General features: G+C 63.0%; 11 protein-coding genes. 3 read left to right on the top strand and 8 right to left on the bottom strand.

What is annotated here, in order from left to right; genetic code table 11:
- Positions 1–859 precede the first annotated feature (859 nt).
- From BBG20_RS24060 to BBG20_RS24050, 3 genes are all read right to left on the bottom strand, one after another.
- Positions 860–1,039, bottom strand: a complete 180-nt coding sequence (locus BBG20_RS24060; RefSeq protein WP_065907868.1) for a hypothetical protein — start codon at positions 1,037–1,039, stop codon at positions 860–862.
- A 156-nt stretch (positions 1,040–1,195) separates the two neighbouring features.
- Positions 1,196–2,371: a lactonase family protein gene (locus tag BBG20_RS24055; protein ID WP_065907866.1), complete on the bottom strand. Its 1,176-nt coding sequence runs from the start codon at positions 2,369–2,371 to the stop codon at positions 1,196–1,198.
- On the bottom strand, positions 2,358–2,648 hold the full coding sequence (locus tag BBG20_RS24050) for a DUF5629 family protein (RefSeq protein ID WP_065907872.1): 291 nt from the start codon (positions 2,646–2,648) through the stop codon (positions 2,358–2,360). The genes BBG20_RS24055 and BBG20_RS24050 overlap by 14 nt, the downstream gene beginning before the upstream one ends.
- Positions 2,649–2,787: 139 nt before the next feature.
- On the opposite strand from BBG20_RS24050, the gene BBG20_RS24045 reads away from it, so the two are divergent.
- The gene (locus BBG20_RS24045; protein WP_065907865.1) at positions 2,788–7,611 is read left to right on the top strand and encodes a dermonecrotic toxin domain-containing protein; all 4,824 of its coding nucleotides are present in this window, start codon (positions 2,788–2,790) and stop codon (positions 7,609–7,611) included.
- Between the two features lie 40 nt (positions 7,612–7,651).
- Positions 7,652–12,301 carry a hypothetical protein gene (locus tag BBG20_RS24040; protein WP_083221473.1) on the top strand — a complete coding sequence of 1,550 codons (4,650 nt, stop codon included), beginning with the start codon at positions 7,652–7,654 and terminating at the stop codon, positions 12,299–12,301.
- Positions 12,302–13,240: 939 nt separating this feature from the next.
- On the opposite strand, the gene BBG20_RS24035 is transcribed toward BBG20_RS24040, so the two are convergent.
- Together BBG20_RS24035 and BBG20_RS24030 are read right to left on the bottom strand one after the other, a co-directional pair.
- Positions 13,241–15,616, bottom strand: a complete 2,376-nt coding sequence (locus BBG20_RS24035; RefSeq protein ID WP_065907861.1) for an efflux RND transporter permease subunit — start codon at positions 15,614–15,616, stop codon at positions 13,241–13,243.
- Positions 15,617–15,632: 16 nt separating this feature from the next.
- Complete coding sequence (locus BBG20_RS24030) at positions 15,633–16,661, bottom strand: WD40/YVTN/BNR-like repeat-containing protein (RefSeq protein ID WP_177343960.1); 1,029 nt, start codon at positions 16,659–16,661, stop codon at positions 15,633–15,635.
- A 391-nt stretch (positions 16,662–17,052) separates the two neighbouring features.
- Here BBG20_RS24030 and BBG20_RS24025 point away from each other — a divergent pair, with 391 nt between their 5' ends.
- Positions 17,053–18,168, top strand: coding sequence for a Gfo/Idh/MocA family protein (locus BBG20_RS24025; protein WP_065907858.1), 1,116 nt, complete (start codon positions 17,053–17,055; stop codon positions 18,166–18,168).
- 1,387 nt (positions 18,169–19,555) lie between these two features.
- Here BBG20_RS24025 and BBG20_RS24020 read toward each other — a convergent pair.
- The 3 genes from BBG20_RS24020 to BBG20_RS24010 are packed head-to-tail and all read right to left on the bottom strand — an operon-like array spanning position 19,556 to position 23,475.
- A complete protein-coding gene (locus BBG20_RS24020; RefSeq protein ID WP_065907856.1) occupies positions 19,556–21,262 on the bottom strand; it encodes an AMP-binding protein in 1,707 nt (568 codons plus the stop codon).
- Between the two features lie 31 nt (positions 21,263–21,293).
- Complete coding sequence (locus BBG20_RS24015; RefSeq protein WP_065907854.1) at positions 21,294–22,592, bottom strand: acetyl-CoA C-acetyltransferase; 1,299 nt, start codon at positions 22,590–22,592, stop codon at positions 21,294–21,296.
- The gene (locus BBG20_RS24010; protein ID WP_065907853.1) at positions 22,585–23,475 is read right to left on the bottom strand and encodes a MaoC/PaaZ C-terminal domain-containing protein; all 891 of its coding nucleotides are present in this window, start codon (positions 23,473–23,475) and stop codon (positions 22,585–22,587) included. Before BBG20_RS24010 ends, BBG20_RS24015 begins: the two co-directional genes overlap by 8 nt.

Genomic DNA, 23,475 nt, shown 5'->3' with positions numbered 1-23,475 from the left:
TGGGGCCGCTTCGCAGCCCAACGCGGGGCAAGCCCGCTCGCCACAATAGATCTGCCAACCCCACAATAGACCTGCCAACTCCACAATAGCCCCGCCAACCCCCAATAGGCCTGCCAACCTCACAATAGACCTGACAACCCCACAATCACCTGCCCATGCACAATCAAATGTGGAAGCTATGTGGCCTGGCATTCAGTGCAGGGAAGACACTGGATCTCTTACCGGCGGGCTTCTTGTGCTGAACGGGCATCAGATGGTGAAAGGGCCTCTTGGGCTGAGCTGGCCTCTCATGGTGAAAGGACCTCTTGTGGTGAGCTCGCTTCTTGTGGTGAGCGGGCTTGCCCCGCGTTGGGCTGCGCAGCAGCCCCAGGACCCGGCGCCTCGGTGTGTCAGGTCAAACCCGGGCGCTTGCAATGGGGCCGCTTCGCAGCCCAACGCGGGGCAAGCCCGCTCGCCACAATAGATCTGCCAACCCCATAATCACCTGCCAGCACTCCATCACCTGACAAGCACAACCATCACTTGCCAGAACCCAGTCACCTGGCAACCACAACCATCACCTGCCAGCACACCATCATCTGACAACCACAATCATCACTTGCCAGCACCCAGTCACCTGGCAACCACAACCATCACTTGCCAGCACACCATCACCTGACAACCACAACCATCACCTGCCAGCACACCATCACCTGACAACCACAACCATCACTTGCCAGCACCCAATCACCTGCCATCCACACAATCAAATGTGGGAGCCGGCTGGCCTGCGATGCTGACGACTCGGTCCAACTGATTCACCGAGTTGAGTTCATCGCAGGACAGCCAGCTCCCACATTTGATCTGTGTTGCCTGGCAATCAGTGTTGGGTCTTGTGGTCCAGTGCGGCGTAGAAGTTGGCGCTTTGTTGCAGGTATTTCTGGGTGTAGGCGCTGGTGCTGGATTTTTTACCGGCAACGTCCACGCTGGCGGCAGCAGGCAAGGCTACGGTCGCGGAAACAGCGGAGGCGGCGATGATGGAGAAGAGGTTCAAGTTCATGTCAGTAACCCTTGTGTTCGTTTGGTTGAGTGGCCGGGGAAGGCCTTGGAACCCAACTTACGCCCGAGGGCTGAACCTTAGAAATGCTTTGAAACAGTAGCCGCTATTAATAGAATTAATACAAGGAGTCAGGCCCCGCCGTGCGGGGCCTGTGGCTTATTGACGCACCAGGAACTTGAGGTCGCTGGGTGCATCGATCGCCAGTTTCTGCACGGTTTTACCCAGCAGGCCGGTCTTGGGGTCACGTTCGACCACTACGATTGCATTGCTTTTCTGGTTGGCCACCAGCAGGAACTTGCCACTCGGGTCCAGGCTGAACTCGCGCGGGTGATCGCCTTCAACGGAGCGGCGCTGCAGCTCCTTGAGGTGCGCGGTCGCCGGGTCAATGCTGAACACCAGCAGTTGATTGGCCGTGCCGCGATTGCTCACATAGAGGAACTTGCCATCACTGGACGCATGCAGCGCGGCACCGGCCTTGTCGGACACCGGTTGCCCGGCGGCGTAATCGAGCAGTTGAGTCTGGTTGAGCTTGCCGTCGTGGTAGTCGAACACGGCGATCTGGGCGCTCATCTCGGTGGTCAGCCAGGCATGCTTGCCATCGGCGCTGAACAGCAAGTGACGCGGACCGCTGCCTGGCGGTAATTGCACGAAGGCTGGATCGGCCGGGGTCAGCGGCAGTTCGTGGTTGGCCTTGGGGTCGTAGTGGTAGACAAAGACCTTGTCCGCGCCCAGATCCTGCACAAACACGTACTTGCCATCCGGCGACGACACCACCGAATGCACATGGTTGGACGCCTGGCGCTCAGGGTTCACGCGGCTGGCCGGGTGCCCGCTCAACTGCACCGGCGCCGACAGCTTGCCACTGGCGTCCACCGGCAGCACGGCCAGGCTGCCACCCGGGTCTTCCAATACCGAATAGTTGGCCACGAACAGGTAACGGCCGTCAGCCGCAACGCTGGAATACGTAGGCTCATTGCCCAGGCTTTGCACCTGGTTGACCAGGGTCAGCTGATGGTTCTGCGGGTCGATGCTGTAGCTGCTCACACGGCCCACCGGGTCTTTCTGGCCCGGGCCGTTTTCATTCACCACAAACAGATGCTTCTGGTCCTTGGACACCGTCAACCACGAGGGGTTGGCTGCCTTGGCCGCGAGCACCGGCTCGCCCTGGAACTGGCCGGTGCGGCTGTCGAACTGCAACCGGTAGATGCCTTGGCTGGTGCCGGCGGTGTAGCTGCCCACCAACAGTTCATAAGTGTCGGCCGGCGCGGCCTGTACCGACATCGCGCCGACACTGCCAGCCATCAGCAGGGGCCAGAATTTACGCATCATCATGCTCGTCTTCCTCGTCGTTATTGTTGCCGGTGAAGGCGGCCATGCACACCAGGCGGTGCTCGCCCGAATCACCGGTGAGGGTCCAACTTTGCAAGGCTTCATCAAAGGTTGCGGCCTGCACTTGCGCCAGGCTGAAGGACCAGCGTTTTTCAGCGCGGCCATCCATGCACATGATCGACAGCTTCTGGTCGTTGAGTTTGAAGTCAAAGGCATGCAGGCCATCGATTTCGAGCATGTCGCTGGTTGCAAGTTCATTAGAGAGGCTGCGGACGGTCATCAGGATCATTCATCAGTGGAAAAAACCTTGATGATAGGCCAATCCGGCGGTGCCGTCGTGTCGCGATAGCGGGCTACCGCACCCGCTGCGCCGTGGCTTGCGATTCTAGGGACTACCCCCTGACAGAATGGACTCGTTTATGCCGCAAGACACACCCGCCACCCCACTGTTGCTGCCTCATCGAAGCGACACCCTCGCCCGGGCCGTGGCCCGGCAGTTCACCGGGCGCCCGACGTTGCGCCAGGTGGTCGACCAGCACGTGCACGAACGCCTGCTGGAACAATTCCCCTCACTGGTGCTGGACATGTCCAGCGTCAAGCTGGCCGTCCCCAACCAACGACGCGGCTGGGACCTGCGGCGCTTGAGCGATGTCATCCTCGATTACCTCGGCCACGGCACGCCCCTGAACATGACCGAGGTGATCGACACTCGCCGCTGCTTCCTGTCCCAACGCCCGCCCTTGCACTTGACCTATGAGGCCGACGGCCCGCGCGAGCCGGACATGGCGGTGATCGAACGGGTGATTGCGGACCTGCCCTTCACCCTGCCCATCGCCTTTCAAGATGCCCTGAACCGCTACTGGAACGGCGCCGCCGACACCGGTGCCAGCCGCTGGCAATGGCTCGGCGACCTGCTGGCCGACAACCTCAAGAGCACCGCCAGCCTGCTGCCAGCCGGGTTCGCCCAAGACATGCTCTACGCCGTCAGCCGCCAACCCGATCGCCGCGAACGCGAGGGTGTGCGTGCGTACTGCCTGGAGGGCTGCGTGATCCACCAGGGCCGCACCACGCGCCTGCTGAGCAGTGACCTGTTGTTGGTGCAAGGCGACCACGTACTGCTGTGCCAGGCCTCGGGCAACGTTGAAAACTTTGCCTCGGTGGACGCGTTCAACCAGGCCTGGGGTCAACGCCTGGCCGCCGCGTTGCTGGCCGAGAAGATCCAGGTCAAGCACTACGAGCCCGATGGCAACCTGTTCGACATCCAGGCCGCCTTGCTGCTGAACCAGCAGTTGGACGACCTCGACGCCCTCCGTTTGCCGGCCACTGACGGTGTACGCGCGCTGGAGCAACGCTTCGCCGACGCCACCGACCCGGTACCGGCCTTCCTCGCCGCCCCGGTCCCCGACCCGACGCACCAGGCGCGTCTCCAGGCGGCGCTGCCGGACTGGCTGCAGGCGGCCAGCGCCGACCAGCGCTTTGCCTATCGCCAGGGGCTGGTGGACCAGGCGCGAGTGCAGCGAGAAAACGCTGGCGCGTCGTTTCTCGACGGCGTCGAGAGTCTGCAGGCCTTCACCGTGCGCACCCTGCGCGAGCAGATGCGCCGCGATCATCCCGAGTCCAGCGTGGAACCGGAAAACCTGCAACTGACCTTCCATGTCCCGGTAGGCGACCTGCACAGCGGCTACCTGGCGCCGGTGAGCATGAGCCTGACCGAACTGGCCATCCACAACCTCGCCGCTGCGCCGCAGGGCCGCATGAGCGTGCGCGACACTTCGGGTGCCGCCCTGCCCGCCTGGTTCAACGAGGATTATGTGCTCGGGGAAAAGGGCGTATTCCACAGCACGCCGGGGCTGATTCGCCAGGTGGACATTGGCCGCCATTACCCGGCAAAAATCCGCGAGTGGCTGCTGGGGGACAGCCCTGACATACGCCGGCGCGAAGCCTTGTTTGGCGAGCAACTGAGCGTGCAGCTGCCACGCCAGGCGCTGGAACAGGCGATTCGCCAGGAGCACGGCCTGACCTTCCAGGGTTATCGCTACATCAAGGCCGTGTTGCAGCGCAGCGCACCCGGCCGGGTGGTAGAGGGCCAGGACATCGTGATCCGCCCGCTGGCCTTCGTGCGCACGCCCGATGCGCGGCCGGACAGCGTCGCGAGCATGTTCATCATCGAGCCTCGAGACCAGGGCAATGGCCCGCATCTGCTCTATCGACCGTTGTACCCGGACGCGCTGCACCAGTTCGCGAGTCGCCAGGCATTGTTCGACGCGATTGCCGAGCCTGGCGCCCTGCAAGACAGTGTGCTGGCCTGGCTGCCGGACAAGACGCGGTCGATCTATAGCCACGGCGGTTTTCAGAGCCCGCATATCCTGCGCTTCGGCCAGGGTGACGACACCGTACAGTGGCCCGCACCACCGCCCGCGCAGTTGGCGCAGGACCTCAACGGCGGCGAAGTGCCAGGCTCGCTCGCACAATCACTGGCGACCGGCAACCTGCTGCAATACCTCTACGGCAGCAATGCCCGGGCCCTGGTGGACCTGGCCGATCGCGACTCGGTGTCGAATGCCGAAAGCCGCTGGGCCGTGCTGCTGGAGGGCGGCTGGTTGCTGTTCAACGCGCTGTTGATGCCGCTGTTGCGCGGCCCGGCGATGGCCGTGGGCTGGATCCTGCAATTGGCGGTCAGCCTCAAGCACGACCTCGGCGGCCTGCAGAGTGATGACGCGGCTGCGCGGGAACTGGCCTGGGTCGACGTGTTGCTCAATATCGGCCTGCTGGTGCTGCACGCGGCCTCGCCCACCGACGCCGCGCCACGCCTGCCCACGCGCACGCCGGGCGAGCCGACCTTGCCCCTCGCCGCCCTGCGCCGCCCGGCCTCTGCGCCGTCGGCCCCCACGCTGATCGAGCACGGCCCCATCGGCCTGCCATCCGAACCGGTGGCGGGCGACCAGACCTTGGTGGATTTTATCCATTCCAACGCCGGGGATGCCTCGCGTCGGCGCCTGCTGGACGCCCTGCGCGAACTCAATGTGGCGTGGCCCGTGCCGCCGCCGACGCCCGTAGAGATTGGTCCGCACCGAGGGCTGTACAGCATCGACCGACGCTGGCATGCCTCAGTGGGCGGCTTGCTGTTCGAGGTGAACATCCAAGCCGAAACCGACGCGTTATTCATCGTGCATCCGCAAAAACCTGAGCATCCGGGCTTTGAACTCAAGACCGACGGCCAGGGCCATTGGTCGCTGGACCTGGGGTTGAAACTGCGTGGTGGCGGGCCCAAGAACCGGTTCAAGGCCAAACTGGTGCAGATTGAAGAACAACGCGCACAAGCACACGAGCACGCCAAACGCATTGAGGGCCTTATAGCGGCGGTCAGTCGTGAGCAACTGAGCTTTGTCGACGGGATATTCCCCGCCAAGGCCCTGCTTGAATCACTCGACCAGCAGTTGCTGGTTGCCCACACAGCCCTGCGGGCCGCGCCCGAGAACCCGGTGCTTATCCAGGCGCACGCCGCCACCGCGCGTTCCAGGGCCCGCGCCAAGGTGAGCTTCCAGGTGCTGCTGGAACGCTTCGAACGTACCGCCGCCCCCCAACAGCAGCATCGCCGCGACCTGCTGGAGGCCTACCGGAAAATCAAGGTGGCGGACGGCAAGTTCGACTATGAAGCCAATGCGCAGGAGGTCTACACGAGCATGCTGGCCGGTGATGAGTTACACATCGCCTTCACGGACGCCTTGCACCGCAGCACCTTTTTCTCTGACCAGGGTGAATCCCTGGTTGAACTGGCCGGCAGGCCGGGCGACACAGCAGCCATCCGTTATGTCTATGATCTGGTGCAAACCAACTTTGCCGCCAGCGAGCGCCATTTCAAGGCGGTGCTCGACATCGAGAATGCGCTCGAAACACTCGCGGGCGATCTCAAGAGCGGGCCCGCAGAGCGCTACAAGTACCTCAGTGCAGTGCCTGCCCGACGTTTCTACAACCGCGTGACCGCGACCCTGGAAACCCTCGACCTGCTGGCACTGCTGAGCATCGACCTGACATTCGAACCGCACACCGCCGAGGAATTGTATTTCTTCCAGAACCAGCGACTGCTGCACACCGTCGAATCCTCAAGGGTGAACACCCACCTTGACCTGCTGGCCACGGAGGGCTTCACCGTCGCCGAACGCAAGGCGGTGCTGCTCAACCTGATTGACCATTACAGCCACCGCCTGCAGGTCTACCGCGCGCTGATGGACATCAATTCCCCGTTGATCATCCCGCGCTATATGCCGCTGCTGATCGAACGCCTCGAAACGGTACGCAGCGCGGCCGAGGCCGACTTGGCCGATGTGTTGCGCGAGGATGAGTTCCTGCCGCCGCAGACGGGAGTGTTCAAGCCGCTGAAAATCGCCGTTCCCGGAAAACGCGTGTTCAAGTCCCGGGACAAGGGCGCACTGGTAGGTGAGCTGCAAGCGCCTGACGCAGATACGCCTTTCCCCACCATCATCACTCGCAACCCAATCACTCAGCAGCCCAGCGGCCGGTTCATCGAACACCCGGGAGAAGGTTGGGTCGAGATCGTCGACGCGCCGCCGAGCCGCCCGGCGGAAAAGCCCCCTACCCGCTCCCTGGCCAGCTTGCGTACCCAGTCCCAGCAGTTGCTGGAGGAAGTCGGCGCGATCGAGCGCTCCATCAAGTTCCAGAAGAACAAACTCAAGGACCCGCAACGCCGCGACGACCTCAATCCCCGCGACTGGGACGACATGCTCCAGTATCAGGCCCAGCGCATCGAGTCGATTGCCGATGAGATCCAGCGGCAGCACCAGGAGCCGCAGACGGTCGAGCGCTTGCGCACACGTGCCGGCGAATTGCGCACCCAGGGCCGGCAACACTGCATCGAAGGGCTCAAGGCCCAGCGGCCCCGCCAGGCAAATATCGACTACCTGCGCATCCACGCCGCCGTGGATATCGGCCTGGTCCACGGCCCGCAACGCACCGCGGCCGGCGACTACGTGACCGAGTTTGCGGTACGCGAGAAAAACGCGCTCACGGTGCTCTGGTACGCACACTTTCACTACGCGCGTGCCGGTGTGCCGGCGGCTGAGTACACCAAGGCCCATCTCAAGCGTCCCGAACACCGCTTTATCACCTTCAAGGACTTGCTCGCCCAGGCCGGAAACGACAACCGCGCCATCGTGCGTGATGTGTACAACCCGATCACCCCGCCACTCGACCAACGCCTGTTCCTGAGCCTGCTCCCTGCCTAGAACCCGCCATGAATGGCATCGAATTGCCAAAAGGATGTGTATGCAATCCCCTGACTCTATCGCGCACGCCGTCAGCGCGCGCTTCGCTGATCGCCCGACGCTGGAAAGCGTGATTCGCCAGCAACTCGCCACCGCCCTTGGCGAGCGGTACCCGACCCTGACGCTGGACCTGAGCCGCACGCGGCTGGCCAGGCCGCAACGCCGCAGCTGGCTGCTGCAACCGTTTATGCCGGTGGTGCATGACGCCCTGGCCAGCGGCGTGCCGCTGGACTTCAGGGATGTCGGCAGCCTGGCCTGGTACCTCTCCGACGAGCCGCCCAAGCGCCTGAAACTGCCGGGATTGACCCCGGAAAAACTCGATATGCAGGTCATCGCCACGCTGATTGGCGAGATCCCCCAGACCTTGAGCATCGCACTGCAAAACGCCCTCGCCGCCTATTGGGATGCCGGCCACTGGTGCTGGCTGGCCGACGTGTTGAAGGACACCCTGCGCGTCGCCGCCCTGCGCCAGGCCGAGCTGGATCAAACGGCCCGCGAGACCCTCGACCAGGTGTTGACCAACCCTGAGCGCGAGGACCGCCTCACCCTCCATGGCGAACGTGCGGTGTACGCCTACGGGCTGCAAGCCACCCTCAAGGACGCGGCGCGCAGCGTCAGCCTGCTCGGCCCGGACCTGTTGCTGGCCCGCGCGCTGAATGGCAAGACGTCGGTGCTGCTGTGCAGCCCGCAGACGGGTATCGAGACGTTCGCCAGCGTGGATGTGCTGATCCAGGCCGTGGGCCAACGCCTGGGGCGTCAGTACCAGGTCGAGGATATCCTGCTGCAACGCTACGAAATCGACGGCGATCTCTTCGAGCACCAGGCGTCGTTGATCCTCAATCACCAACTCGAAGACCTCGGCAACTTGAGCCTGCCCACCGGCCAGCCCTTCAGGGTATGGCAGACGCTGTATAACGACATCACTGACCCTGGGCGATTCTTCCGCGACGCGCCGGCCGCGCCTGCCCTGGCAACCTTGCGCACCCACTTGCCGGCGTGGCTGCAAAGCGCCAGCGCCGACGACCAGGCCGCTTACCGCCGCTACACGCTGGCGCTGGCCACCGCCAAACAGCGCGCGGGGGGCCGTACCGTGCTCAGCGATATCGACGATATCCGCACCTACACCGTCAACGCGCTGTTGCAAGCGTTGCAAGGGGATGCCGTGACCTTTGCCAATCACGCGCCGACGCCGCCGTCGGTCGCGGCCCTGCACCCCGACGACCTGCTGCTGACCTTCTCCGTGGCCGCCGGCTACCCAGGCACCGCAGGGATCATCCGCCACGAACGCGTGAGCCTGACCGAGCTGGCGATCGACAACCTGTCCAGCCGTCCCAGCGCCAGCGTGACCCTCGCCAACCGGCAAGGCCTGCCCTTGCCGGCGTGGCTGACCGCCGACTACCTGATGGGCACCGGCGGCCTGGTGGAACGCGTGGACATTGGCCAGCACTACCCACGCCTGCTCGAAACCCAGTTACTCGGCGACAGCCCCGAGGCACGCCAGCGCGAAGCGCTGTTCGCCGCGCAGCAAGCCGTGCAACTGCCGCTGCTGGCACTGGAATTGAGCCTGAAACAGCAAGCCGGGCTGAGCCCCCAGGGTGCGCGCCTGGTGGCGGCCGTGATGGAGCCGGCAGCCGCCGACCAGCAGGTCGATCAGAATCCGGTGGTGATCCGTCACCTGGCGCTGCTGCAAATGCCCGGCGCCCAGCCGGACCCGGTCAGCGCCATGTACCTGATCGAAGCCCGCGACACCGCCCTCGGTCCTCATGTGCTGTACCGACCGCTGTACGCCGAAACCCTGCAGGAATTTGCCAGCCGTGAGGCGTTGTTTGAAGCCGTCGCCGAACCTGGGCCCTTGCAGGACAGCGTGTTGACCTGGCTGAGTGACACGGCCCGGCCGATTTACGCCAATGGCGGGTTTCGCGAGCCCCACTACGTACGCTTCGGCCAGGGCGATGAGTTCTCGACCCTGGGCACACCGACACCGGCGACGTTGTCCGCTGATGGCATCAACGACGAACTGCAGCAGTGCCTGGTGACCGGACGCCTGATGACCTACTTGTTCAGCGATCATGCGCGGGCGCTGGTGCAACAAGCCGACCGCGCGTCGGTGTCCAACAGCGAAAGCCGCTGGCAGGTGCTGCGCGAAGGCAGCAGCCTGTTGTTCGGCAACCTGCTGCTGCCCCTGTTGCGCGGGCCGGCCATGCTCACCGGGTGGCTGTGGGGGCTGATGGCCAGCCTAGGTCAGGACATTCCGGCGCTGGCCGCCACGGACCCGCACGCACGGGAGCTGGCCACTGTCGACCTGCTGCTCAACCTCGGGCTGCTGTTGCTGGAGGCCGCTCCCGTGGTGGTGCCAACACCGGCACCGCTGGCAGCCGGCCTCAGGGCGCAGGCGCTGCCCTCGGCCCTCACCCCGTGGGTCGCCGAGCAATGGCCGCAACCAGCCGCACCGAGCATTCGTGAAGGCGCCGTCCTGCTGGCCGGGGCGCTGGCGCAGAAACACAGCACGGTGCTGGATTTCGGCTTTGCGCAGGCACGCCAGCGCCTGACCCCGGCCCAGCGCAGCCGTCTCGCGACGTTCAAGGCGCCGCGGCCGTCGCCCCTGCCCCAACCGGTATTGAACGGGCCGCGACGCGGGCTCTATGGGGTCGAAAACCGGTGGTATGCGCTAGCCAACGGCGAGTGGTTGCAGGTCAGCCTGGAGCCGCAGGGCGAAACCCGTGTGGTGATGCCAGGCGATGCCGAAGTGTATGGCCCTTACCTGCGCAGCGATGCACACGGCGTGTGGTCGGTGGACACGCGCCTGCACCTGCGCGGCGGCATGCCAACCAAGCGGATTGCCGCCGATCGTCAACGGCGTGCGCAGCGCATCCGCGAGCTGCAGGAGAACTATGAACGGTTCGTCCAGGGCCAGGCGGACCAGCAAAAGCGAATCGACATTATCCTGGGGGTCATGACCCGCACCGCCGAAGATCCACGCTTCAGCGAAGCGCAGGCGGCTGACAGCCGCCAGCGATTCGACACGGCCCTGCAAGAGCAGACCCGGGACTACCAGCAGCAACTGGACAGCCTGAAAGAGCGCAACGAATTGAACATCCCCCTTCCGCCGCATTCCGTCGCCGGCCTGTTGGAAAACATGGTCAACAACGCGCGCAAGCATGTGGTGGTGGCCGAGAAGGATCGTGGCGCGCTGTATCGCTCCCACGCTCACTTCATGGCCAAAGCGCCGCGCCTGGCCGAGGCCGTGCTCGGCGACTTCGCCGCGTATCAAGAGTTTGTGCGCAGCCTGATTGCCATCAATGAACGCTCGATCCACTGGCTTGAACTGCGTGATCGCTACCTCGACGAACTGTTCAAGCTAGGCGACGACGGCAGCGACCACTACCGCCGCCTGACGCTGGATCGCCCTCCGGAAATCAGTGCGTTGGCGGTCAAGGATCTGCTGATGCGCAATTTCGAGCTGATGACCCATAAACACCCAGGTCACCCCTTGGTCACCGTGATGATCGATATCCTTGAGCCGCTGCAGGAGCACTTGCGCACCCACAGCGAGCTGAACGAGCTTGAGGTGACGGCCGAGGAACGCGTCAATGTGCTCGAAAGCCTGGTGGAGCATTACGGCCGCGGCCTGGACTCCTTGCAGGGGGTCGGCATCGTGAATATCGACGAACTGGACGGTGAGTATTTCGCCAAGCTGGTCAAGCTGGTTGAGGGGTTGTACCAGGAAGCCGCCAAGCAGCTCGCCAGTGAAATCAAACCCGCTGCCCAACCCGCTCCGCGCCCGAGCCGACGCCCGCCGATAGTCGCCGGCAAAGTGCAGAAAAAAGTCATTCGCACGGCGAAAAAAGGCACGTTTATCGGCGAGGTCAAACCCGTGGGTACCCTGGAAACTGTCGAGCTTCGTTCGCAGCTCACCGGTGAAGTGTTTGGCACCTATTCACAGCGGGGCGAGCAATGGATCGAATTCAAGGACGCGACGCCACCGCGCTCGCCAGGCGTGCCGCGCAGTTTGAGCCTGGTCAAGGGCGAGGCTCGCAAACTGTTGGGCATGCTCGAGGAACACCTGCAGCGCGGCGAGCAGTACAAGAAAGTCTCGCGACACCCGCAGGAAGTCCAGGAGGTGCTGCTGCACGAGTCGGTGCGCTACGACAAGCTGGCCACCGAACTGCACCTGGCGATCCAGGCCCAACCTGCGGAGGCCCGAGCACCGGCCGACCTGGCCCTGGAAAATGACATGCGCCAGGCGGCGGTACGCCTGAATGAGCGTGGCCAGGCGCTGCGCATTCAACTGAGCCTGGAACTGCCGCCGACGCACGGTAATCTGGAGTATCTGATCGAACAGAAGCGCGCGAACATGGCGCTACTCGGAGAGCGCATTCAACTTCGCGGCGAGCGTCGGGATTTTGTGCAGGAATACGCCGTCAACGACGCGGGAGGCTATCCCTTGTGGTACGCCCACTTCCACTACCCGGCGGCCGATACACCCAAGGCCCACTACACCGCCGCCCACCTGAAAACCCGTGAGCAACGCAAGGTGAGTTACTACTCGCAACTGGCCCGCGCGCAAAGCCCGCAGGCGGTGGTGGACGTGCACCGCGGCTTGCTGGGCAAGGCGTTGGCCGAGCGCTGGTTCCTGCCGCTCGCGCCTTGAGGGAAAAGGCTGGCGAGCGGGCCTCCTGTGATGAACAGTCCCCTGTGATGGGCAGGGCTGTTGTGATGAGCCGTCCTCTTGTGATGAGCAAGGCTGTTGTGATGAGCAGCCCTCTTGTGATGAGCAAGGCTGTTGTGATGAGCAGGACTGTTGTGATGAACAGCCCTCTTGTGATGAGCAGGGCTGTTGTGGCGAGCGGGCTTGCCCCGCGTTGGGGTGCGCAGCGCCCCCACTACATCCGCCGCGTTGGTTCAGGCAAACCGCAGTGTGTGAGGATGGGGCTGCTACGCAGCCCAACGCGGGGCAAGCCCGCTCGCCACAAGAAGCCCGCTAGCCAAAACAATCCCACTTTCCACATGAAGCCTGCTAACCACAACCAATCCCACTTTCCACATGAAGCCCACTAGCCACAACCAATCCCACTTTTCACAAGAAGGCTGCTAGCCACAACCAATCCCACTCTCCGCTCTCGCCTTGAGGGGAAACGCTGGCGAGCAGGCCTCTTGTGATAAGCAGCCCTCTTGTGATGAGCAGTCCTCTTGTGATGAGCAGGGCTGTTGTGGCGAGCGGGCTTGCCCCGCGTTGGGGTGCGCAGCGCCCCCACTACATCCGCCGCGTTGTTTCAGGCAAACCGCAGTGTGTGGGGATGGGGCTGCTACGCAGCCCAACGCGGGGCAAGCCCGCTCGCCACAAGGAGCCCGCTAGCCACAACAATCCCACTTTCCACATGAAGCCCACTAGCCACAACCAATCCCACTCTCCACATGAAGCCCGCTAGCCACAACCAATCCCACTCTCCACATGAAGCCCACTAGCCACAACCAATCCTACTCTCCACATGAAGCCCACTAGCCACAACAATCCCACTCTCCACATGAAGCCCACTAGCCACAACCAATCCCACTTTCCACAAGAACCCCACTAGCCCCAAGTCCTACCTCAGTGGGCAAACAGCGAGTTGCCCTTCTGCCCCGCGAGCTTCTCGGGCTTGATCAGGAAGCGCGCCAGTGCTGGCAGGAGCCACAGCGCACCGAACATGTTCCACAGCAGCATGAAGGTCAGCATCAGGCCCATGTCGGCCTGGAACTTGATCGCCGAGAAGATCCAGGTGCACACGCCAATCGCCAGGCAGAGGCCGGTGAACAGCACGGCTTTACCGGTCGACTTGAGCGTCTGGTAATAGGCTTCCTGCAACGGCAACCCTGCACGCAGGAAACTTTCCAGGCGGCTGTAGATGTAGATGCCGTAGTCCACGCCAATCCCCACGCCCAACGCTACCACCGGCAGGGTCGCGACCTTGACGCCAATGCCCATGAACGCCATCAGCGCGTTGCCCAGCACCGAGGTCAGCACCAGCGGCAGCACGATGCACAGGGTCGCCGCCCAGGAACGGAAGGTGATCATGCACATGGTCGCCACGCACAGGTAGACCAGGATCAGGATGGTCAGCTCGGCCTCCTTGATCACCTCGTTGGTGGCGGCCTCGATCCCGGCGTTACCGGCAGCGAGCAGGAATTCCAGCCCGTCCTTGTTGTTCTCCTTGGCGAAGTCCTGCACCGCATGCACGGCGCGATCGAGGGTCGCGGCCTTGTGGTCGTTGAGGAACACCAGCACCGGGGCGAGCGAACAATTGTTGTTGTACAGGCCATCGGCGCGGGCGATGGAGTTGTTGAGCACGTCGGGGTTGCGCGACAGGGTTTCCCATTTCAGGTTGCCCTCGTTCATGCCCTTGATCATCTGCTTGGACACGGTCACCAGCGAGATCGCCGATTGCACGCCTTCGGTGTTCTGCATCTTCCACATCAACTGGTCGATAGGATCCATGGCTTCGTAGCGCGAGCAGCCTTCGGCCTTGGTCTTGACCATCACCACCAGCACGTCGGAGCTGGTGGAGTAATTGTTTATGATGAAGTTGTTGTCCTTGTTGTAGCGCGAGTCCGGACGCAGTTCCGGGGCGCCCTGGTCCAGGTCGCCGATCTTCAGGTTCTGGCTGTACCACAGGCCGCCACCGAAGGCGATCAGCGCCAGTACGATGGACACCGGCGCGACCTTGGCGCTGGCGAAATTCGACAGCAGGCGCCAGAACGGGTGATCGCGGTTGGCGTCCTTTTTGCTCTTGGCAATCGCGCGTTTGCTGATGCCGACATAGGAGATCGCCACCGGCAACAGGATCAGGTTGGTGAACACGATCACCGCCACGCCGATGGAGGCGCCGATGGCCAGTTCGCGGATCACGCCGATGTCGATGATCAGCAGCGTGATGAAGCCCACCGCGTCGGCGAGAATCGCGATCATGCCCGGCAGGAACAGTTGCCGGAAGGTGCGGCGTGCGGCCGTCAACGCGTTGTCGGCCTCACTGGACTGCAGGGCGATACCGTTGATCTTCTGCACGCCATGGGAAATCCCGATGGCGAAAATCAGGAACGGCACCAGCATCGAATACGGGTCGAGGCCGAAACCGAAAAAGTGCATCAGCCCCAGCTGCCAGACCACCGCCACCAGCGTCGTGCTGAGCACCGCGATGGTACTGCGCAGGCAGTTGGTGAACCACAGCAGCAGGATCAGCGTGATGACAAAGGCCACGCCGAAGAACAGCACCACCATGATCAACCCGTCGATCAGGTCACCGACCTTCTTCGCGAAGCCGACGATGTGGATCTGCACGTTGGGGTTCTGTTCCTGGAACTTGGTGCGGATCTTGTCCTCAAGCTCGTGGGAAAATTTCTGGTAGTCCAGGGCCAGCAGCTTGCCCTGGTCCTGCGGGTCCGGGTAGGACTCCAGCAGTGGGATGTCGACAATGCTCGACTTGAAATCGTTGGCCACCAGGCGCCCGACCTGGCCGGACTTGAGCACGTTGTTGCGCAACTGGTCGAGGCTTTCCGGCGAGCCGTTGTAGCTCTGCGGGATCACTTCACCGCCGGCAAAACCTTCTTCGGTCACTTCGGTCCAGCGTACGCTGGGGCTCCACAGCGACTTGAGGCCCGAGCGGTCGACGCCGGAGATGTAGAACACCTCGTCGTTGATCTGCCGCAGGGTCTCCATGTACTCCTTGGTGAAGATGTCACCGTCCTTGGCTTCCACCGAGATGCGCACGGTGTTGCCCAGGTTGGCCAGGTCGTTGCGGTGCTCCATCATCTTTTCGATGAAGGGGTGCTTGAGGGGGATCATCTTTTCAAAGCTGGTGGACGGGCGAATCAGCGTCGCCTGCCAGAACAGGAAAATGCTCACCAGCAGGCAGATCACGATCACTGCCGGACGGTTGTTGAAGATCAGGCGCTCAAGAAAGGTCGCTTTATCGTTGTGATGACTGCTCATTCTTTCCCCGCCTTTTTTATTGTTTTGCCAGTTCAGCGCCAGTCGCAGTGGCAACACGCACGCCACCCTGCCCGGCCAGAATCAAGTTGCCATTGCCTGCTGCCGTCACCGACGAGAGGGAAATGCGGTCCGGGCGATTGAACACGCTGAAGGTCTGGCCGTCGTCATGACTGACCACCACGCTGCCGCCATTGCCGACCACCACCAGCGATCCGTCGTCGAGCAAGGTCGCCCCCGACAGGCCAAACTCCAGGGCACCGCGTGCCGCCGGCAGTTCAACCTGCTCCCAGGTGCTGCCGAAATCGGTGGAGCGGTAGAGATTGCCGCGCAGGCCGTAGGCCAACAGCGTCTGCGGCTGCGCCGTGCTGATCACGCCAAACAGCGAGCCCTCGTAGGGGCCTTCGAGCTTTTCCCAGGTCTGGCCGTCGTCGCTGGAGCGGAACATGCTGCCCTGCTCGCCGACGATAAACAGGCCGGCGTCCTTGATGTGCGCAATGGCGTTGAGGTGGAACTGGTCTTCGTTGTCGAGGCGGTCGCTGACGTCTGCCCAGGTCTTGCCGCCGTCGTCGGTCGCGATCAGCGCACCGTAGGCGCCCACGGCCAGGCCGTGCTCGGCATCCTTGAACCACACGTCGAGCAGTGGCGCTTCGCGCTTGAGGTCCTGGTATTGCTGGGTCCAGGTGGCGCCGCCGTCTGCACTGGCGAGGATCTGCGCATCATGGCCGACTGCCCAGCCGTGCTTGTCATCGACGAAAAACACCGCCGTGAGCAGTTGCCGGGTAGGCACTTTGGCTTGGGTCCAGGTACTGCCCTGGTCATCGGAATAGAGGATATGCCCGCGATCACCGACGGCCACCAGGCGCTTGCCGGCATGGACGACATCGATCATCAGGCCTTTGGCGGCCTTGGGGGATTCAATCGCAAAAGTGGTATCGCTGGCGGCCTGGACGACAGTCGGCAACGCGACTGCCCCAAACAGCGAGAGCGCTGCGGCCAGCAACGCAACCTTGCGTGCGGCGCGTGGGCGGCAAACAACCCAACCCATGACAGGCTCACTCATAGACCTTTCTCCCGATTTATTATTGTTAGGTCGTCTTGCCTTCCTGGCGCCTGAAACCTGCAATCTAGAGCGCCTGAAGGAAGCAGGGGCCATCCTATCGGGCTTTCGAATCGTCTGACAATCGGCGCTACGTTATCTTTTGTTAACTGGCGGCGTTTGGCCACGTGCTGAATATGGCGCCATCAGTCGCACTGATTGGTCGTTTACCGCTGCCGAGGCGTGACGGGTGACGCGGAGCGTCAAGGGCTGCATTCCCACGCAGAGCGTGGGAACGATCAACCACCCGCTCAATGAATTTTTATTCCATATCTTGAATTATGAGAATTTTTATTCCATTAATAGCCACCTGAAAACAATAAACCAAAGGACCACGGCTATGCGTGAACTCGGAATCGGCTTGATCGGCACAGGCTTCATGGGCCGCGCCCATGCCCTGGCATTCAATAACGCCCGGGCGGTATTTGACCTGCCGGTACACCTCAAGCTGGCCGCCCTGGCCGATGCCGATACCGAGCGTGCCCAGCGCTGCGCCAAGGCCTGGGGCTTTGCCCAGGCCCACGGCGACTGGCAGGCGCTGATCGATGATCCTGCCGTCGATGTCGTGGCCATCACCACCCCCAACCACCTGCATTACCCCATGGCCATGGCCGCAATTGCGGCCGGCAAGGCGGTGTACTGCGAAAAACCGCTGGCCGTCAGCCTCGAACAGGCCGACGCCATGCGCCGCGCCGCCCGTGCGGCCGGGGTGGTGACGCGGGTCGGCTACAACTACCAGCACAACCCGATGATCGGCCTGGCTCGGCAGATGATTGCCAACGGCGATCTCGGCGAAATCATCAGCTTCCAGGGCGAGTTCAGCGAAGACTTCATGGCCGACCCCGCGTCACCGTGGTCATGGCGCTGCGAAGTGGCGCATGCCGGCGGCGCGCTGGCGGACCTGGGCAGCCACTTGCTGTCGATGGCGCACTATCTGGTGGGGGATGTCGCCAGCGTGTGCGCCGACACCCAGACCGTCCACGCCCAGCGCCCTGCGGTACACGGCAGCGATGAGCGCAAAGCCATCGCGGTGGATGACCAGGTGCATGCCCTGCTGCGCTTCGCCAATGGCGCGCGCGGCACGGTGAGCAGCAGTTGGCTCAAGCATGGCTACAAGAACCACCTGAGTTTCGAGATCAGCGGCACCCTGGGCACCTTGGCCTTCGACCAGGAGCGCTTGAACGAACTGCGCCTGTGCCGTGCCGGCCAGGACGGTTTCCAGCGCCTGCTGGCCGGCCCCGCCCTGCCCGGCTACGCAGCGTTCAGCCCGGCGGCCGGGCACCAATTGGGTTACAACGAACTGAAGACGCTGGAAGTCCAGGAGTTGATCATGGCCGTGGCCGGCCAGGGGGCGGACGGCACCGATTTTGACGCCGCGTGGGCAGTGGAACGGCTGGCCACCGCGATTCGCGTCGCGGCCCGTGAAGAACGCTGGGTAACAGTGGACACGGTTTAAACATTGGAATACACCCCAAATGTGGGAGCGAGCTTACTCGCGAAGGCGCTGGATCAGTCACCCTATTCATTGACTGACACACCGCTTTCGCGGGCAAGCCCGCTCCCACAGTTTTGATCGTTGTTCGGCTTGCGATTCGCGGTGCTGCGCCCACACTTTCACCGACGGCACAACCCGGTTCCAACCTTGGAATGCACCCCAAATGTGGGAGCGGGCTTGCTCGCGAAGGCGCTGGATCAGTCACCCTGTTCATCGACTGACACACCGCTTTCGCGAGCAAGCCCGCTCCCACATTTTTGATCGTTGTTCGGCTTGGGATTCGGGGTGCTGCACTAATAGTTTCACCGACGGCACAACCCGGTTCCAACCTTGGAATACGAGCCAAATGTGGGAGCGGGCTTGCTCGCGAAGGCGCTGGATCAGTCACCCTATTCATCGACTGAACCACCGCTTTCGCGGGCAAGCCCGCTCCCACAGTTTTGATCGTTGTTCGGCTTGCGATTCGCGGTGCTGCGCCCACATTTTCACCGACGGCACAACCCGGTTCCAACCTTGGAATACAAGCTAAATGTGGGAGCGGGCTTGCTCGCGAAGGCGCTGGATCAGCCACCCTGTTCATCGACTGACCCACCGCTTTCGCGAGCAAGCCCGCTCCCACAGTTTTGATCGTTTTTCGGCTTGGGATTCGCGGTGCTGCGCACACATTTCCACCGACGGCACAACCCGGTTCCAACCTTGGAATACGAGCTAAATGTGAGAGCGGGCTTGCTCGCGAAATCGCTGGATCAGTCACCCTGTTCATCGACTGACACACCGCTTTCGCGAGCAAGCCCGCTCCCACAGTTTTGATCGTTGTTCGGCCTGGAATTCGCGGTGCTGCGCCAACATTTCCACCGACGGCACAACCCGGTTCCAACCTTGGAATACACGCCAAAAATGTGGGAGCGGGCTTGCTCGCGAAGGTGCTGGATCAGTCACCCTGTTCATCGACTGACACACCGCTTTCGCGAGCAAGCCCGCTCCCACAGTTTTGATCGTTGTTCGGCTTGGGATTCGCGGTGCTACGCCCACATTTCCACTGACGGCACAACCCGGTTCCAACCTTGGAATACGAGCTAAATGTGGGAGCGGGCTTGCTCGCGAAATCGCTGGATCAGTCACCCTGTTCATCGACTGACACACCGCTTTCGCGGGCAAGCCCGCTCCCACAGTTTTGATCGTTGTTCGGACTTGGAATCCGGAGTGCTGCACTAACTTTTCTACCGACGGCACAACCCGGTTCCAACCTTGGAATACACCCCAAATGTGGGAGCTGGCTTGCCTGCGATAGCGGTGTGTCTGTCACCCCGCCATCGCGGGCAAGCCAGCTCCCACAGGGGCCGGACCTTCAGCTCCGCAAAGCGCGGCGCAGGACTTTGCCGACGGTGGTTTTCGGCAATTCCGTGGTTCGGAATTCCACATACTTCGGCATCTTGTAGCCCGTCAGGTATTCACGGCAATGGGCGAGGATCTGTTCCTGGGTCAGGTTCGGGTCCTTGCGCACCACGATGATCTTGACCTTCTCGCCGGTCACGCCATCTTCCACGCCAATCGCCGCGACTTCCCCGACGCCGGGGTGCAAGGCCACCACGTCCTCGATTTCATTCGGGTACACGTTGAAGCCCGAGACCAGGATCATGTCTTTCTTGCGGTCCACCAGGCGGATATAACCGCGCTCATCCATCACCCCGATATCACCGGTCGACAGCCAGCCTTCGGCATCCAGCACCTCGGCGGTTTCCTTCGGTCGCTGCCAGTAACCCTGCATCACCTGCGGGCCGCGCACTTGCAGTTCGCCCTGCTCACCAAGTTCGGCCAGCTCGCCGTCTTCGCGAACAAACCGCACCCAGGTCGACGGCAGCGGCACGCCAATGCTACCGGTGAAGTCCATCTCGCGCATACGGGCGATGTTGATCGGGCTGATGCTCACCACCGGCGAACACTCGGTCAGGCCGTAGCCTTCGATGATCGGCAGCCCGGTGACTTCCTTCCAGCGCTTGGCCACTGCCGTGTGCGTGGCCATGCCACCGGCGATCACCATGCGCAGGTCGGAAAAGTCCCGCGCGCAGAACTCCGGGTTTTCCAGCAAGCCGTTGAACAGCGTATTGACCCCGGCAATCCCGTTGAAGCGCTCCTTGCGCAGGATCATCTGCACACGCTTCACATCCCGCGGGTTGGCGATGAGGATGTTGCGCCCGCCCAGGCACATGAACATCAGGCAGTTCACCGTCAGCGAAAAGATGTGGTACAGCGGCAGCAGGGTGACGTTGGTTTCCTGCTTGTCCTGGTCCAGTTGATCGCCGACCCAGGCCTTGGCCTGCAGCAGGTTGGCAATGATATTGCGGTGGCTGAGCATCACGCCCTTGGCGTCGCCCGTGGTGCCGCCGGTGTATTGCAGGAACGCCAGGTCATCAAGGTGCATGCCCACCGGAAAATGGTTCAGCCCCCGGCCCTGCTTGAGCACCTGATTGAAACGCACCGCGCCGCGCAGGTTGAACGTGGGCACCTGCTTTTGCACGCGGCGCAGGATGAAGTTCATCGCCGCGCCCTTGAGCGTACCGAGCAAGTCGCCGATGGCCGCCACCACCACGCGCTTGACGCTGCTGCCGCCGATGACTTTTTCCAGGGTGTGGGCGAAGTTTTCGAAAATCACCACGGTTTCGGCGCCGCTGTCCTTGAGCAAATGCTTGAGCTCATGGGAGGTGTACAGCGGGTTGACGTTGACCACCACCGCACCGGCCAGGATCGTGCCCAACAGGCAGATCGGGTACTGCAAGCAGTTGGGCATCATCAGCGCCACACGGTCGCCCGGCTGTACGCCCTGGCCTTGCAGCCAGGCGGCAAAGGCAATGCCTTGCACGTGCCAGTCGGCGTAGGTCATTTCGGTGCCGATGCTGACGTAGGCGACCCGCTCGCGAAACTTCTCCAGGTGCTCCACGAACACCTCGCGCAACGACGGGTAGTCCTCGATAGCGGCATCGATGTCTGCCGGTACGCCGGGCAGGTAAGCGTTCAACCAGATCCGTTCGGTTTGTTCCTGGCTTACAGCGTTCATGGCAGTCTCCTTGTTGTTGTTTTTGATAGAGCTACTTTTCGACGATGGCAGTAATGCCCAACCCGCCCGCCGCGCAGATCGAAATCAGGCCGCGACCGCCACCCCGCTCATGGATGGCCTTGGCCAGCGCCGCCAACTGCCGGCCACCGGTGGCGGCAAACGGGTGACCACAGCCCAGCGAGCCGCCGTTGACGTTCATTTTGCTGCGTTCGATCGGGCCGAGCGGAGCCTCCAAGCCTAGCCGCTCGCGGCAATAATCGGCGTCCTCCCAAGCCTTGAGCGTGCACAGCACCTGGGCGGCGAAGGCTTCGTGGATCTCGAAAAAATCGAAGTCGGCAAAGCTCAGCCCTTCGCGCTTGAGCATGCGCGGCACTGCATAGGCCGGAGCCATCAACAGGCCTTCGGTGCCGTCGACGAAATTCACCGCCGCCGTTTCGCCAGTGCGCAGGTAGGCCAGCACCGGCCAGCCATTGGCCGCCGCCCACTCTTCACTGGCCAGCAACACCACCGAGGCGCCATCGGTGAGCGGCGTGGAGTTGCCGGCCGTGAGCGTGCCGTTCTGCCGGTCATAGGCCGGGGACAGGCCGGCGAGTTTCTCCAGGCTCGCGTCGGCACGCAGGTTATTGTCGCGGGCCAGGCCGCGATGGGGGCTGATCAGGTCGTCGAAAAAGCCGCGTTTATAGGCAGCGTCCAGACGCTGGTGGCTGGTCAGGGTCAACTCGTCCTGCGCCAGGCGCTTGATCTGCCAGCGCTTGGCCATTTCTTCGCAGTGCTCGCCCATCGACAAGCCCGTGCGCGGCTCGCCGTTACGGGGCAGCAGCGGCTTGAACAACATCGACGGGCGCACTTTCAGCAATGCCTTGAGCTTGTCGCCCATGCCCTTGGCGCGATTGGCCGCCAGCAACGTGTGGCGCAGGGATTCGTTGATGCCGATGGGCGCATCGGAAGTGGTGTCGGCGCCGCCGGCGATGCCCACCTCGATCTGGCCCAGGGCAATCTTATTCGCCACCAGCAGCGCCGCTTCCAGGCCGGTGCCGCAGGCTTGTTGCACGTCGTAAGCCGGCGTTTGCGGCGACAGCGTGGTGGACAGCAGCGACTCGCGCGCCAGGTTGAAATCGCGCGAATGCTTGATCACCGCGCCGGCGGCGAACTCGCCCAGGCGCTGGCCGTGCAGGTTGTAGCGGTCGACCAGGCCTTGCAGCGCCGCCACCAGCAAATCCTGGTTGCTGTCATGGGCGTACACGGTGTTGGAGCGGGCAAACGGAATGCGGTTGCCGCCGATGATCGCCACGCGGCGGGTCGGAGCCGGGTTGAAGCTGTAGTCACTCATCTAAGGCTTTCCAAATAAAGAGCCCACGCATATGGGGTTTGTCGCCGGCAGCATTGCGCACCTCGAATGCACGGCGCGGGCCGGTCACGGGGTGGCTCCACAGGGCGACCTGGCCGGGCAGGTAGATCGGCAGTTTGAAATCGCAATGGGCTTCGGCCTGGTCCAGGCCTCCAGGTGGCTGCTGGGCGGCGAGCGCTCGGCCAAGGGTCCACATGCCATGGGCGATGGCGCGGCGAAAACCGAAGATTTTCGCGCCGATCATCGAGGCGTGGATCGGGTTGAAATCCCCCGACACCTTGGCGAAACGTCGGCCCAGATCGGCCGGCAATACCCAGCGTTGCGTGCGCAAAAGGCCCTCTTTCGACAACTCCAGCGCCTCGCCCCACGGCTCGCCGAGCGGGTTCTTCACGTCGCGGCGCAGGTACAGGCTGTCGCTTTCCCACACCAGCGCATCGGCACTGTAGGCACGGGTGGCGATGCTCAATGCCTGTCCCTTGGGGTGCGCGACCCAGCGCTCGGCGTACACCTCGATGCGCAACGCCTGGCCTGGGTGCAACCGCTGGTGCTGCCGAATGCGGTTGGCCAGGTGCACCATGCCGCCGGCCGGGTACGGGAAGCTCGGCCGGGTCAACAGCATCAGGTGCAGCGGGAACGCCAACACATGCGGGTAGGACAACGGCACCCCCTGCTCGTGACGAAAGCCACACGCACGGCCATAGCCGGCAATGCCGGTGGCGCTCAGCTCCACCGCCGAGCGCACCAGGCGCTCCTTGGGCAGCACCGGCACACCGTCGAGCTTGGGCTTGCGCAGGGCGCGCACGCCATCCAGCAGCAGGCGGGTGCGCGAGGGTGGCGGGTCGATGATCTGCGTCACGTAGTCCAT

It is taken from the genome of Pseudomonas aylmerensis (assembly GCF_001702265.1).
In the GTDB taxonomy this organism is placed as follows: domain Bacteria; phylum Pseudomonadota; class Gammaproteobacteria; order Pseudomonadales; family Pseudomonadaceae; genus Aquipseudomonas; species Aquipseudomonas aylmerensis.
This window is presented reverse-complemented; position numbering and strand designations above follow the sequence as displayed.